The sequence below is a fragment of the Sphingomonas faeni genome (assembly GCF_040407505.1).
GTDB classification, from domain to species: Bacteria; Pseudomonadota; Alphaproteobacteria; order Sphingomonadales; family Sphingomonadaceae; genus Sphingomonas; species Sphingomonas faeni_E.
Map to the genome: position 1 here is coordinate 142,609 of NZ_JAPZPQ010000002.1, position 14,329 is coordinate 156,937.

Consider the following 14,329-nt stretch of genomic DNA (forward strand, 5'->3'; position numbering starts at 1 on the left):
GCGGGAGAACAAGGAGATGAGGGTACGGCTGTATTCTCGGGGTCGCGTTCCAACAGTGTTACCACCCCGGCGGAGGCCGGGGCCCAATTGGAAAGGTCATCGTAACGGAGCGCTGACCTCGATCATTATCGGCCTCCAATTGGGCCCCGGCCTTCGCCGGGGTGGTTTGGAGGCTCGGAACGGCAGGCATCCCAATCCTGTGATTCCGCCGCCCCCTCCCGTTTCCAGCCCCATCGCTGTACAACACCCCGGATGACCATCCTCCGTTACCTCGCCGCGCTCCTCCTTCTAGCCACCGCGCTCCCCGCAATCGCGCAGGACGAGCCCAAGGTCGCGACCGTCGCAGCGAGCCTTACCCAGGCCTCTGCCGAGCTCCAGGCGATCGACGACGCCACGCCCGCCGCGCGCGACGACAAGGCGCGGCAAGCCCTCCGGACCCGCGCGCAAACCGTGCAGACCACCGCCGCCGACGCCGTCCGCACGCTCACCCCCGAGATGGCGCTCGTCCAGGCGCGCGTCGCGGAACTCGGTGCCGCCACCCCCGGCGTCGTCGAAGCGCCCGAGATCCGCCAGCAACGCAAGCTCCTCGCGCAGAGCCAGTCCGCGATCGACTCGGCGATCAAGCGCGCGCGCCTCATCGGCATCGAGGCCAAGCAGCAGATCGACGACATCGGTGCTGCCGAGGCGGAGGAACTCGGCCAACAACTGTCCGAGAACACCGGCTCGCCGTTGTCGCCAACATTGTGGGCCGCGATCGTCGATCACCTGCCGCGCGACACCGCGCGCATGATGCGGTTCGCCAATGTCGAGATTCGCCAGTTCGGTACGCGGTTCGACATGCGCGCCGGCACCGGTCTGCTCATCGGAATCCTAACCGCGCTGGTGCTGATCGTGCCGCTACGACGCTGGCTGCACGGCGTCGGCCGGCGGTACGCGACCAACCACGCGCCCGGCGGTCGCCTGCGCCGCTCGGCATACGCGCTGTGGCTGGTCGTGATCGGCACCGCGCTACCCGGCCTTGCCGCCTGGGCGATCGTCGCGTCGCTGCGCTGGGCCGGCCTCGTGTCGCCCGCCTGGAGCCGGTTCGGGGCGCTCTTCGTCGGGATCACATGGTTCTGCGCGTTCGTGTCGTCGCTCGGCGGCGCGCTCCTGCTGCGCGGCCAGTCCACATGGCGGTTGCTGCCGATCGGCGACCCGGCCGCACAGGCGCTGCGCCCGTACACCTGGATGGCCGCCGGGCTGATCTTCTTCGGCCAGTTGCTGATCGCGACCAACATGCTGATCGGCATCAGCGCACCTGCATCGAGCGCCGCCAACGCGGTCGTCGCGCTGCTCCATATCGTCCTGCTCGGCGCGATCCTCGTGACGCTCGGACGGCTCCGCGCCGCCGCGCTGCCCGACCCGACGAAACCCGCCCGCAACACGCTGCTCGCGATCGTCGCGACGCTGGTCTGGCTGGTCCTGGTCGTCACGCTGATCGCCGGGCTGATCGGCTATGTGAACTTCGCGTTCAAGGTCGCGACGTGGCTGCTGTGGGGCGCGATCGTCGGGGCGACCTTGTACCTGATGATGACCTTCACCGACGACGCGTGCCGGACGTTGCTGTCGAGTGGCAACCGGCTCGGCCGGTCGGCGAACAGCGGGTTCGGGGTCGACAACAAGACCGTCGACCAGATCGGCGTGCTGTTGTCCGCGGTGCTCCGGCTGTTGCTGATCCTGCTCGCGGTCGGCGCGGTGATGGCGCCGTTCGGGGCGGGCGTCGGCTCTGCGTTCGAGCTGTTCGGCACGGTCGCGAACGGCGTGACGATCGGCCAGGTCACGATCTCGCCGGGCGCGGTGCTGCGCTCGATCGCGGTGCTGTTCGTCGCGCTCGCGATCATGCGCGGGCTGCAGCACTGGCTGGTAAACAGCTATCTGCCGACCACCGCGATGGATGCCGGCGCGCAGAATTCGGTGATGATGGTCGCGCGTTACGCCGGGATCATCGCCGCGGTGCTGTGGGCGCTCGGCGCGCTCGGGATCGGCATGGAGAAGCTCGCCGTGGTGCTCGGTGCGCTGTCGGTCGGGATCGGCTTCGGCCTCCAGGCGATCACGCAGAACTTCGTCTCCGGGCTGATCCTCCTCGCCGAGCGCCCGGTCAAGATCGGCGACCTCGTCCGGATCGGCAACATGGAGGGCGACGTGAAGCGCATCAACGTCCGCTCGACCGAGATCCAGGTGGCGGACCGCTCGACGCTGATCGTGCCGAATTCCGAGCTGATCACCAAGACGATCCAGAACATGACGCTGGCCGCACCGATCGGCCGGATCCAGCTGCAATTCTCGGTGCCGCTCGAGGAGGATCTCGATGCGGTGCGGACGATGCTGTTCGCGGCGTTCGCGGAGAAGCACGAGGTGCTCGACGATCCCGAGCCCAAGGTGTTCATCGACTCGATCGACGCCGGCCGCGCCAAGTTCAACTGTTTCGCGTACGTCGCGAGCCCGCGCGATGCCTATCCGATGCGCAGCGAACTGCTGTTCACGCTGCTCCGCCAGTTCCGCGAGGCCGGGATCGAGGTCGGCTCGACCGCGACCAAGATGGAGATCGTCGGCGGCATGCCTGCTTCGCCTGCTACCGACGTGCCGGCCTGATCATTTGACCGAATAGGGAATCGAGATCGTGTAGGCGGTGCCGGCGGCCATCTTGCCCTTCGGATTGAACTTTACCGCGGTGACCAGCCCTTGCGTCGTCGCATCGCCGGCGACCGGGGTGTAGCCCCAGACGTTGCTGCCGGTGGCGAAATCGACGTCGTCGCCGCCGTCCGATGGCGACACATAGCTGAACCGCAACCCGGTCGTGCCGGTGGTATCGTCACCCCGCACGACCGGGCCGTTGCCCGTGCCGTCCCCGTCGAGCGCGATGCGCAGCCCGGCGGGGGTGGGCAGCGTCACGGCGAGCGTATTGAGGTCGAGCGGCACGATGTCGGGATTCTCGATCCGCATCATGATCCGCAATTTCGAGCCGGGGATGGCCTTGGGGTTGTTGGTCGATGCGGACGCTTCCCATGTGGTCCGCTGCGAGACGGAGACGATCGCGCCCTTTTCGGCGACGGTCATGGTGACGGCGACGGTCCCGCTGGCGCTGCCGCTATCGCGGTTCAAGCAAATATTCACGAGCCCAAGCGCGTCCAGCCCGAGCAGCGTGCAGAACGACCAGTCCCACTTCACCTCGAAACTGCCGGTATAGACACCGGGTGCCAGGCTGGTCGTGCTCCGCGCCTTCAGGTAGATCGGCACGGCAGCGCGCCCGTTGCTGAGCAGCGCCAAGCCGGTGCCGTTGACGAGCGTGCGCGGCGTGCCCGGAACGAGCGGATACTGGCCGCTTTGGTCCGCCGCCAACAGGTAGGTAGCGGTCGACGTGCCGGACTTCAGCGTCAGGACCGTACCCGCCTTGACGGTCGCGACCAGCGAATCGTTCGACATCAGCGCCAGCAGCGTGGTGTTGGCGCAGCCGAACGACTCGGTGGTCGCGACGTAGGGCATCGCCGACGGCACCGTGTCGGTCGAATAGAGCGCGGCCGGCGAGAAGGTACCGACATCGGCGGAAGAGGTCTTCGCGACACCGCAGGCAGCCCAGGCGGTCCCCGGCACGGTGATCGCCGCCACCGACGCCGCAGCTGCCATCACGATTCTCATCACTGCGGTCGGCAACGTCTCGCCCCTTTGTGCCTGTCAATGTGCACGGGCTAGGGGTGATTTGTTAACGCGCTTTCAAAGACCTGAAATGGGTGTTTTCGTCGAACCGGCTCATCGTGAGGGTGTCGGCGGCCTTGCGGCGCTTGCGGCGGCCGTCAAACTGTTGAAACGTGCCGGACATGACGATCGTGCCCACCGCATCTCGCCCCTCGGCCCAGCCTGGCACCGTCCTGATCGCGAGCGTCGCCACCGCCGCGCTGGCCGGCCTCCTGTTCGGCTTCGACACCGCGGTGATCGCCGGCGTCACCGGCGCACTCAAGGCCAAGTTCGCGCTCAGCGAGGCGTGGCTCGGCTTCACCGTGTCGTCCGCGCTCTGGGGTACGTTGATCGGTGCGTTGTTTATCGGCACGCTCGGTGATCGCTACGGCAGCCGCAACGTGCTGCGAATGCTCGCCTTCCTGTACGTCGTCACCGCGCTTGGCTGTGCACTGGCGTGGAACTGGCACAGCTTCATCGGCTTCCGCTTCATCAACGGCATCGCGATCGGCGGCTCGTCGGTACTCGCGCCCGCCTATATTGCGGAACTCGCGCCGCCGGCGCAGCGCGGCAAGATGGTCGGCGGGTTCCAGTTCGCGGTGATCCTCGGCATCCTGCTCGCCTATGTCTCGAACGCGGTCATCGGGTCGCTCGATCTCGGCGATGTCGAGTGGCGGTGGAAGCTCGGGATCGTCGCAGCACCGTCGCTGGTGTTCTTCGGTCTGCTGTTCCGCATCCCTAACTCGCCACGCTGGCTGCTCGCCAAGGGCCGCGACGTCGAGGCGAAGCAGGTGCTGGCGCTGGTCGGCATGAGCCCCGACGTCGCGCGCGCGGACCTCGATGCGCCGAAGGGCGATGCGTCGCTGTCCTGGACGCGCCACCGCAAGCCGATCACGCTCGCCTTCCTGGTCGCGATGTTCAACCAGTTCAGCGGCATCAACGCGTTCCTCTATTACCTGAACGACATCTTCAAGGCGTCGGGCGGCAGCCTCTCGCCCGATCTCCAGGCGGTGATGATCGGGGTCGCCAACATGGTTTTCACGCTGCTCGGCATGCTGCTGATCGACCGGATCGGCCGTCGGACTCTGTTGCTCTGGGGCTCGGCTGGCATGACTGCGGCGCTGACCGTCGGCGGGCTGGCGCTGCTCGGCGTGCTGCCAAGCTGGTTATTGCTGCCTTCGCTGATCGTCTTCATCATGTTCTTCGCGCCGGGTTCGGGCGCGGTGATCTGGGTCTATATCTCGGAGGTCTTCCCGCAGAACGTCCGCGCGCGCGGATCGAGCATCGGCTCGTCGAGCCACTGGGGTTGGAACGCGGTGATCGCGCAGGTCTTCCCCATCGCTGCAGCATGGTCGGCAGGCGCGCCGTTCCTGTTCTTCGCGGCGATGATGGCCGTCCAGTTCGTCACCGTGTTCCTCTACTTCCCCGAGACCAAGGGCGTGCCGCTGGAGGAGATGGAAGCGCATATGTCGCGATAACCCGCGCATGTGACGAAAGCGCCGCCGAACCGGCACAATCCTGCGACAATTGCCGCCTAATCGGCATGATCGATCATCGGGGTGGAACGGGTATGCGCAGTTTGGGTCTGGTTCTGGCAGTGAGCATGCCTGCAATGGTGGCCGCGCAGCAGGCACCGTCGCGTCCCGCCGCCGCGCCCGCCGCGCAAGCGCCCGAGCAGGACGAGAGCGCAGAATCCGAGGAGATCGTCGTCACGGGTTCGCGCAAACTGCCCGGCGCGGTGATCGGCGATATCCCGCCCGACCAGACGCTGGGCCAGGCCGAGATCCGCTCCTACGGCGTCAGCACGGTCTCCGACCTGCTCAACGAACTCAGTCCGCAGACCACCAGCGGTCGCGGCAGCGGCGGCGCGCCGGTCGTGCTGCTCAACGGCCGCCGCATCTCCAGCTTCAGCGAGATTCGCGACATCCCGACCGAGGCGATCCAGCGCGTCGAGATCCTGCCCGAGGAGGTCGCGCTCAAATACGGCTATCGCGCCGACCAGAAAGTCGTGAACTTCGTCCTGCGCCGCCGCTTCCGCGCGGTGACTGCCGAGGCCGCCGACACGCAGGCGACCGAGGGCGGCGGCAACACCCCCAAGGGCTCGCTAGACATGCTCAACATCGCGCGCGATCGCCGGCTCAACCTGCACGTCGAATACACGTCGAGCGAGCCGCTCACCGAATCGCAGCGCGACATCCTCCAGCCTCAGCGCACCGCGAACAGCGGGCTCGGCGCGGATGGCAATGTCGTCGACCAGCGGCCGTTCCGCACGCTCCAGTCCGCGACCAGCAGCTTCACCGCGAACAGCGTCTATGCGCGCAACATCTTCGGCAATATCGGCGCGACGATCAACGGCCGCCTCGAATCGACCGACAGCCGCAGCCTCAGCGGCCTGCCCGTCGTCGCGCTGACACCGTTCGGCAGCACCACGTCCGTCAATCGCGCGATCGAAGACGACGGCGTCCTGCCGTTGACCCAGCGGACCTCGTCGATCGCCGCGCATCTCGGCACCACGCTCAACGGCGATATCGGCACGTGGCGGTGGAACGTGACGGGCAATTACGATCGCAGCGACACGCAGACCTTCACCGAGACCGGCGTCGACGCGAGCGCTTTCGCTGCCCGCATCCGCGCTGGCGATCCGACCGCCAACCCGTTCGGCCGCCTGAGCGCGAGCGACTTCGGCGCACTGCCCGGCAACCGCGCCTATGCGACGCAGAGCACCGGCGAAGTCGACGCGGTGGCGAACGGTAACCTCTTCTCGCTGCCCGCAGGCTCGGTCTCGACGACGATCAAGCTCGGTGCCGAAACCGCCGATTTCAAAAGCCGCTCGTACCGCACCGTCAATCTCCTGGGGGTCGATACGCAGGGGCGGGTGTCGCGCGACACGGTCAATGGCCAGGTCAATGTCGACGTGCCGCTGACGAGCCGGTCGCAGGACGTGCTGCCGTTCCTCGGCACGCTGTCGGCGAACTTCAACCTCGCCGAGGACCGTCTGTCGGACTTCGGCACGCTGCAAACACTTGGCTACGGCGCGAACTGGTCGCCGATCGAGGGCGTGCGCGTGATCGCATCCGTAACCGACACCGACGAGGCGCCCACCGCACAGCAGCTTGGCAACCCGTCGATCACCACGCCCAACGTCCGCGTGTTCGATTACGTGCGCGGCGAGACCGCGACCGTCACGACGATCAGCGGCGGCAATCCCGGGCTGGTCGCGGACAACAATCACGTCAAGAAAGTCGGGCTAACGCTGAAGCCCTGGTCCGCCAAGGACCTCTCGATCACCGCCAATTATGTCGAGAGCCGGGTCGACAACCCGATCGCAGCCTTCCCGGCAGCGACCGCGGCGATCGAGGCGGCGTTCCCCGATCGCTTCCAGCGCGACGCGGGTGGCAACCTATTGCAGGTCGATCGGCGGCCGATCAATTTCGCGCGCAGCGATCGCTCCGAACTGCGCTGGGGGATCAACTTCTCCGCACCGCTCAAGTCGAAGATCCAGCGTGAACTCGAGGCGTATCGTGCCGGCACCGGTCCCAACCCGTTCGAAGGCCTGCAACCCCCCGGCGGCCGTCGTCCCGGTGGCGCAGGCGGCGATGGACCGCGCGGTGAGGGTGCGCGCGGCGACGGTGCGCGTGCCGGTGGTCCCGGCGCTGGTGGTCCCGGCGCTGGTGGTCCCGGCGGCGGAGGCGGCGGGCGTGGCTTCGGCGGGCGTGGCGGGCAAGCCGGTGGCCGCATCCAGTTCGCGGTTTACCACACCTGGCACTTCACCGACCGCGTCCTCGTCGCAGACGGCGGGCCTAGCCTGAACCTGCTGAACGGCGACGCGATCGGCAACAGCGGCGGGCAGGCGCGTCACGAACTGGAGGCGCAGGCGGGGTACACCAACAACGGCCTCGGCGCGCGCATATCCGCCAACTACGCGACCGGCACGCGCGTCAACGGCGGCACGATCGCCGCGCCCGAGACGCTCAACTTCGGCGGCCTCGCCACCGCCAACGCCCGCCTGTTCGCCGATCTCGGCCAGCGCCTCGAATGGGTGAAGGCGCATCCATGGCTGCGCGGCATGCGCGTCAGCCTGTCGGTCGACAACGTCTTCAACACCCGCCAGCGCGTCACCGACGCGACGGGCGTTGTTCCCAACACCTACCAGCCCGACTATCTCGACCCGCTCGGCCGCACCGTCCGCCTCAGCATCCGCAAACTGTTCTTCTAACGGGGACCGAGGTCGCCGCGGATCACTGGCTCAAGCGAACCGACAGCCGCACCGTCCGCGGCGCCCCCGGGAAGATCCACACCGGGCTGTACGAACTCTGCGCGAACCGGGCGTCGAACAGATTGTCGGCCTCGGCGCGCACCGACAGGCGCCGCGAGACCGCGTATTCGACCGCCGCCTTAGCCTTCACATAGTCGGGCAGGACGAGCCCGCTTGTGTCGATCGCGCCCGCCCGCTTGCCTATGTAGCTGGCGCCAGCGCTGATCGAGGGCCCACGCCCCTCGTCGTCGAGGAAGCGTCCGATCGCGAACAGCGTCGCGGCATGTTCGGGCACGTTCAGCACGCGGTCGGTCGCGAAGATGCTGTCGTCGGTCCGCGCGCGCGTCCAGGCATAGTTGGCGACGACCTGCCAGCGTTTCGCGAGGCGAACCGACGCGTCGAACTCGATCCCCTTGCTCGACAGCTTGCCGACCGGCGCGAGGAAGTTCGGGTCGACCGGGTCGTTGGTCAGGATGTCGCGCTTGGCGATGTCGAAATACGTTACCGCAATGTCCACGCCCGGCAATGCGGCCGTGCCGCCGATCTCGTATCCCTTGCCGCGTTCGGGTGAGAATCCCTGATTGTCGCGCCCCGTACCCGAGTTGAGCAGGAAGCTCTCGCCCCAGTTCGCATCGACCGCGAAGACGTCGTTCAGCGCGTATCGGCCACCCAGCCGGAAGTTCACCGGCTCGTCGACCGTGCGCCCGACCACGCCGGTCCGGTTGTTGCGGATCTGCTGGCGATACGCATCGAAGCGGACGCCGCCGGTCAGCGTGAACCGATCGGTCACGTCCCACATGTCCTGCGCATACAGCGTGGCGGACCGCCGCGTCTCGTCATTGTCCGTGAACGGCGCCAGCGGCAGCGCCTGCCCGCCGTAAACCGGCGCGAACACGTCGATCGCATACGGGTTGGCCGCGGTCGGGTTCCGCCGCAACAGTCCCTCGTGATAGTCGAGCGTATAGCCCTTCACGCCGACGCTGGCACGGTGCGCGCCGAACCGTCCGGTTAGTTCCAGCCGCGCGGACAGGTCGTCGACGGTATAGTCGCGCGCGCGCCGCTGACGCCAGAGCGTCTGGCCACCGACGAGCCGCGACTGGTCCGACGAGAACCCGCGGAGCGATCCCGTCCGCCAGGCCACGCCGCCATTGAGCGAGAGACGGTCGTCGAGCCGCACCTCGCCGGTCAGTTGGTGACGCTGGTTGCGAAACCGCGTCGTGCCGTCGCCGGGCTCCCCGTAGAAGCGCGACCGGGGAAGCGCGTTGGCGTCGCCGCCGATCGCCGGGATGCCGCGATCGAACGGCGCGTCGAATCGCGTGATCTCGCCGACATAGGTCAGCCGAAGGCCATCGCGTGGCGCCCAGGTCAGCGAGGGGGCGACGACGCGGCGGCGCAACGGGACGAAATCGCGCCAGCCATCGCTGTCCTCGGTGGCAACGACGATCCGCGCGGCGATCGTGTCGGACAGCGGGCCGGTCGCATCGATCTCGACGCGGCGCGTGTCGAACGAGCCATAGGTGAACGTCGCGGTTGCGCTGGGCGTGAAGCGCGGCGTCTTGCTGACGATGTTGACGCGGCCGCCCGGATCGATGTCGCCGAACAGCGCGCCGGCCGGGCCCTTCAACACCTCGATCCGCTCGGTCGTCGCCGGATCGCGCGGCGGTGCGAGGCCACGATTGGCGAGGAACCCGTCGACATAATATTCGGCGCCGCCGTCGGGCGTGCCGAGAAACCCGCGGATCGCGAAATTGTCGAGAAAGCCGCCGCGGTTGTTCTGGTTGCTGACGCCGCTGACGAGTTCGAGCGCGTCGCCGAGCCGGTACGTCCCCGCGGCGGTGAGCAGGTCGCGCTCGAGCGAGCGGCTGGATTGCGACATGCGTTCGGTGGCGAGGTCCGACGACAGGGTGCGATCCGCCCGCGTGCTGCGCGTGCCGAGAACGACGATCGTCTCGGCCTCGCCCTCAACCCGTCGTTCCTCGCGCTCCGGCTCGCGGTCGGTCTTGTCCTGCGCCTCGGCAGGAACGGGGCAGGTGAGTAGAAAAAACGTGCTCGCGAAGGCGATCGATCGTGGACGCGTCGACAAAAAATGTTGCCTTCTCTGTGATGATGTAACATCGCGATTGGCGGAGGTGCTTCGATCTTGTCAACCGTTTTCAGTCCCATGCCCAACGTCGCCGGAACGCGCGCCTCAGCATCTGATACCCATGTGCAAGCTCCGACGGGCGCGCAGTCCAAGCGGTCGCGGATCGTCTCGGTCGATGCGCTGCGCGGGTTCGTCATGCTGCTGATGCTCGTCGATCACACCCGCGAACTCTTCTATTACCACATGCAGGTGAGCGACCCGATGGCGTTGCCCGCGACGCCGCCGTCCCTGTTCTTCACGCGGCTCACGGCGCATCTGTGCGCGCCCGTCTTCGTGTTGCTGACCGGGCTCGCGGCATCGTTGTACGCGGACTCGCGCGGCGGAGATGCTGGCGGCGGCAGGACAGCGGCGTCGTCGTTCCTGTTGAAGCGCGGACTGTTCCTCGTCGCGCTCGAAGTGACGGTCGTTAATTTCGCCTGGTCGTTCGATCCCACCCCCGCGATCGTTTATCTCCAGGTGATCTGGGTGATCGGGCTGGCGATGATCGCACTGGCGGCGCTGGTCCATCTTCCGCGCATCGCCGTGCTCGTCCTCGGGCTGGCGATCGTGCTGGGCCACAATCTGCTCGATCCGATCACGTTCACACCCGACCAGCCGGGCTACGTCGCCTGGAGCATGCTGCACGACCGCGGGTTCATCGACCTGCCGTTGGGCGCGCGGGCGCGGACGTCCTATCCGTTGCTGCCCTGGATCGGCGTCATCGCGCTCGGCTGGTCGATCGGGCCGTGGTTCGCGCGGCAAGTCGACCAAGACGTTCGTCGCCGCCGCCTGGTGTTGACCGGCGCTGCGGCGCTCGCGCTGTTCGCGGTGCTGCGCGCGCTCAACGGCTACGGCGAACCGCTGCCGTGGCAGGTCGGTACGACGCCGCTCGCAACGGTCATGAGCGTTCTCAACCTCACCAAATATCCGCCGTCCGCGGACTTCATCCTGCTCACGCTCGGCATCGGCATGCTGCTTATGGCGGCGTTCGAGCGCACATTGGCGCGGTTGAACGGCGTGCTGGTGGTGTTCGGATCGGCGCCGTTGTTCTTCTATATCCTGCACCTCTATCTGCTCCACGGCGTGAACAGCCTGATCGGTGCGGTGACGGGCGGTGCGACCGAGGGGCTGGTCAGCGTTCCGAACGTCGCCTCGATCTGGCTCGTTGCCGCCGCCGCCGCCGTGCCGTGCTGGTTCGCGTGCCGGTGGTTCGGACGGTTCAAACGGACCCATACCGGCTGGTGGTGGCGGTACCTGTAAGGCGTACGATGTACGGTCGAGAACCGCCTCGAAATTCGATATATCTATCTGTTGCCCGGCGACAAAGCGTGGCTATGCTGCGACGATATCATTCTGAAACACGGGGTAATGTTCGCATATGGCTTTGAAAATGACCGCGCTTGCCGGCGTCGCCGCAATTGCTCTCGTCTCGCCCGCATTCGGTCAGGGCCAGCGCGCAGCGACCCCCGCGGCAAAGCCTGCACCGGTCGCGGACCTCGTCAAGTCGGTCGATATTCCCTACCAGCAGTTTACGCTGAAGAACGGCCTCCGCGTCGTCGTGCACACCGATCGCAAGGCGCCCGTCGTGGCGGTGTCGGTCTGGTATAATGTCGGCTCGAAGTTCGAACCCAAGGGCAAGACCGGCTTCGCGCATCTGTTCGAGCATCTGATGTTCAACGGCTCCGAGAACGCACCCGGCGACTTCTTCGAACCGCTGAAGCAGGTCGGCGCGACCGACTTCAACGGCACCACCTATTTCGATCGCACCAATTATTTCGAGACCGTGCCGACCGCGGCGCTCGATCGCGCGCTGTTCCTCGAATCCGACCGCATGGGCTATCTCACCGGCGCGATCACGCAGGGCGTGCTCGACGAGCAGCGCGGCGTCGTCCAGAACGAGAAGCGCCAGGGTGACAACCAGCCCTACGGCCTGACCCAGTACAAGATCACCGAGGGGCTGTTCCCCGCGGATCACCCCTACGGCCACACCACGATCGGCTCGATGGCGGATCTCGATGCGGCGTCGCTGCAGACCGTGAAGGACTGGTTCAAGGATCATTATGGGCCGAACAACGCCGTCCTGGTGCTCGCCGGCGACGTCGATACGGCGACCGCCAAGCGGCTCGCGGAGAAGTATTTCGGCGGCATCCCGAAGGGCCCCGAGAGCATCGTCCCGCCCGCGCCGATCCCGACCCTGCCTGCTCCGGTCAGCGAGACGATCAAGGACCGCGTCGCCGCCGTCATGGTCAGCCGCAACTGGGTCGTGCCCGGCCTGAACGACAAGGACGGCACCGCACTCGATGTTGCGGCGGGCGTACTCGGTGGCCTCGCGAGTAGCCGGTTCGACACCGCGCTGGTCAAGAAGGAGAAGCTCGTCGTCAGCATCTCCGCCTATAATCGCAGCTTCAGCCAGCTCGGCATGTTCGGCATCCGCGCGATCGTCCGGCAGGGCGTCGACCCCGCGCTCGTGTCGAAGCGCATCGACGAGATCATGGCGGACTTCATCAAGAACGGGCCGACCGCCGACGAAGTCAGCCGCGTCGCGACGACGACCGCGGCCAGCACGATGGAGGGGCTCGAGTCCGTCGGCGGGTTCGGCGGCAAGGCGGTGACGCTGGCCGAGGGCGCGCTCTATTCGAACGATCCGGGCTTCTACAAGAAACAGCTCCTGCAGCTTGCAGCCGAAACGCCCGCGAGTGTGAAGGCCGCCGCAGCCAAGTGGCTGTCGCGCCCGGCCTATTCGCTGACCGTCGTGCCCGGACCGCGCGATGCCTATGCCAACGCGGTCGTCCCGCCCAAGGTCGACGTGCCACCCGCCGCAGACGTGCCGTTCAAGGGCACGCGCGGGCCGCTGCCCGGCGTCGGCACGGTTGCCGGCCTCAGCTTCCCGGCGGTCCAGCGTACCCGTCTCGCGAACGGTATCGAGCTGGTCTACGCACAGCGCACGGCTGTTCCCGTCACGCAGGCGGTGCTCAGCTTCGACGCGGGCGTCGCGGCCGACGTCCCCGGCAAGCTCGGTACGCAGCAGCTGACGTTGTCGATGATGGACGAGGGCACGCCGACGCGCGATTCGGTCGCGCTGGCCGAAGCGAAGGAGCGTCTCGGCGCGGAGATCGGTACGGGCGCGTCGAACGACCGGACCTTCCTGTCGTTGCAGGTGCCGAGTGCCAATCTCGCACCTGCTGTCGACCTGTTCGCCGACATCGCGCAGAACCCCGCGTTCGCCGATGCCGAAGTCGCGCGCGTCAAGAACCAGCAACTCGCACAGATCGCGCAGGAACTGACCAGCCCACAGGGTCTGGCGACGCGTGTCCTGCCGCCGCTGCTCGGGCCGAACTCGCCCTATGCCAAGGCACAGGGCAGTGGTGATCCGAAGGCGGTGGCTGCGCTGACCCGTGCCGATCTGGTCGCGTTCCAGCAGGCATGGCTGCGGCCGGACAAGGCGAAGATCTTCGTCGTCAGCGATCGTCCGCTCGCCGAGGTGAAGGCGGCGCTCGATGCGCGCTTCGGGACGTGGCGGCCGACCGGGGCGGCGGGCGTGAAGGCGTTCCCGGCGACCGTGACGCCGTCCGCGCCGAAGATCGTGCTGATCGACCGGCCCGACAGCCCGCAGTCGCTGATTATCGCGGGCGTGCCGACCGGATTGAAGGGCACGCAGGACCTGTTGCCGATCGCGACCGCGAACGATGCGCTCGGCGGCAGCTTCCTCGGCCGCGTCAACATGGACCTGCGCGAGAGCAAGCACTGGTCCTACGGCGTCTCGGGTCGCTTCCAGCAGTCGGAAAACGCCGCGCCGTACATACTGTCGGCCCCCGTGCAAGCGGACCAGACCGGTCCGTCGATCACGGCGCTGCGCAACGATGTCGGCGCGTTCCTCGGCAAGGAGCCGATGACGCAGGCGGAGTTCGACCGGGCGATCAACGGCGCGATCCGCTCGCTTTCGGGTAATTTTGAGACGTCGGACGCGGTGCTGGGCGCGATGCAGCAGAACGATCTGCTCAAGCGGCCCGACAATTACTACGCGACGATCACGCAGCGATACCAGGGGCTTAACCTGCCGCAACTCAACACCGCGATCCAGCAGGCGCTCGACCCGAAGAAGACGATCTGGGTGGTGGTCGGCGATGCGAAGACGGTGCGCCCGCAGCTTGACAGCATCGGCCTCCCGGTCGAGGTCATTCCCGCGGCGTCGGTAGCCGGCGCCAATTAGGTTCAAGAGCCCGGGCGTTGCCGGGCGGTGA

General features: G+C 67.2%; 8 protein-coding genes. 5 read left to right on the plus strand and 3 right to left on the minus strand.

Annotation, left to right across the window (positions count from 1 at the left end):
• The first annotated feature begins 252 nt into the window (after window positions 1-252).
• Window positions 253-2,631, plus strand: coding sequence for a DUF3772 domain-containing protein (locus O6X71_RS07185; protein WP_353465216.1), 2,379 nt, complete (start codon window positions 253-255; stop codon window positions 2,629-2,631).
• On the opposite strand, the gene O6X71_RS07190 is transcribed toward O6X71_RS07185, so the two are convergent.
• Entirely contained in the window at window positions 2,632-3,663 is a 1,032-nt protein-coding gene (locus O6X71_RS07190; RefSeq protein ID WP_353465217.1) for a spore coat protein U domain-containing protein, read from the minus strand.
• Window positions 3,664-3,739: 76 nt separating this feature from the next.
• Window positions 3,740-3,871, minus strand: a complete 132-nt coding sequence (locus O6X71_RS07195; protein WP_353465218.1) for a hypothetical protein — start codon at window positions 3,869-3,871, stop codon at window positions 3,740-3,742.
• Between O6X71_RS07195 and O6X71_RS07200 the strand changes: the two genes are divergently transcribed.
• Window positions 3,855-5,189 carry a sugar porter family MFS transporter gene (locus O6X71_RS07200; protein ID WP_353465219.1) on the plus strand — a complete coding sequence of 445 codons (1,335 nt, stop codon included), beginning with the start codon at window positions 3,855-3,857 and terminating at the stop codon, window positions 5,187-5,189. The genes O6X71_RS07195 and O6X71_RS07200 overlap by 17 nt on opposite strands.
• Window positions 5,190-5,314: 125 nt before the next feature.
• Window positions 5,315-7,927, plus strand: a complete 2,613-nt coding sequence (locus O6X71_RS07205; RefSeq protein ID WP_353465220.1) for a TonB-dependent receptor — start codon at window positions 5,315-5,317, stop codon at window positions 7,925-7,927.
• 22 nt (window positions 7,928-7,949) lie between these two features.
• Here O6X71_RS07205 and O6X71_RS07210 read toward each other — a convergent pair whose 3' ends face one another.
• Window positions 7,950-10,049: a TonB-dependent siderophore receptor gene (locus O6X71_RS07210; RefSeq protein ID WP_353465222.1), complete on the minus strand. Its 2,100-nt coding sequence runs from the start codon at window positions 10,047-10,049 to the stop codon at window positions 7,950-7,952.
• Between the two features lie 123 nt (window positions 10,050-10,172).
• Between O6X71_RS07210 and O6X71_RS07215 the strand changes: the two genes are divergently transcribed.
• Window positions 10,173-11,348 (plus strand): DUF1624 domain-containing protein, encoded by a 1,176-nt coding sequence (locus tag O6X71_RS07215; RefSeq protein ID WP_353465223.1) that lies wholly within the window; start codon window positions 10,173-10,175, stop codon window positions 11,346-11,348.
• 118 nt (window positions 11,349-11,466) lie between these two features.
• Window positions 11,467-14,298 (plus strand): M16 family metallopeptidase, encoded by a 2,832-nt coding sequence (locus O6X71_RS07220; protein WP_353465224.1) that lies wholly within the window; start codon window positions 11,467-11,469, stop codon window positions 14,296-14,298.
• The last annotated feature ends 31 nt before the right edge of the window (window positions 14,299-14,329 follow it).

Coding starts and splice junctions, on each gene's coding strand:
- O6X71_RS07185 (WP_353465216.1), top strand. CDS start 253: ATGACCATCCTCCGTTACCTCGCCGCGCTCCTCCTTCTAGCCACCGCG.
- O6X71_RS07190 (WP_353465217.1), bottom strand. CDS start 3,663: ATGGCAGCTGCGGCGTCGGTGGCGGCGATCACCGTGCCGGGGACCGCC.
- O6X71_RS07200 (WP_353465219.1), top strand. CDS start 3,855: ATGACGATCGTGCCCACCGCATCTCGCCCCTCGGCCCAGCCTGGCACC.
- O6X71_RS07205 (WP_353465220.1), top strand. CDS start 5,315: ATGCCTGCAATGGTGGCCGCGCAGCAGGCACCGTCGCGTCCCGCCGCC.
- O6X71_RS07220 (WP_353465224.1), top strand. CDS start 11,467: ATGGCTTTGAAAATGACCGCGCTTGCCGGCGTCGCCGCAATTGCTCTC.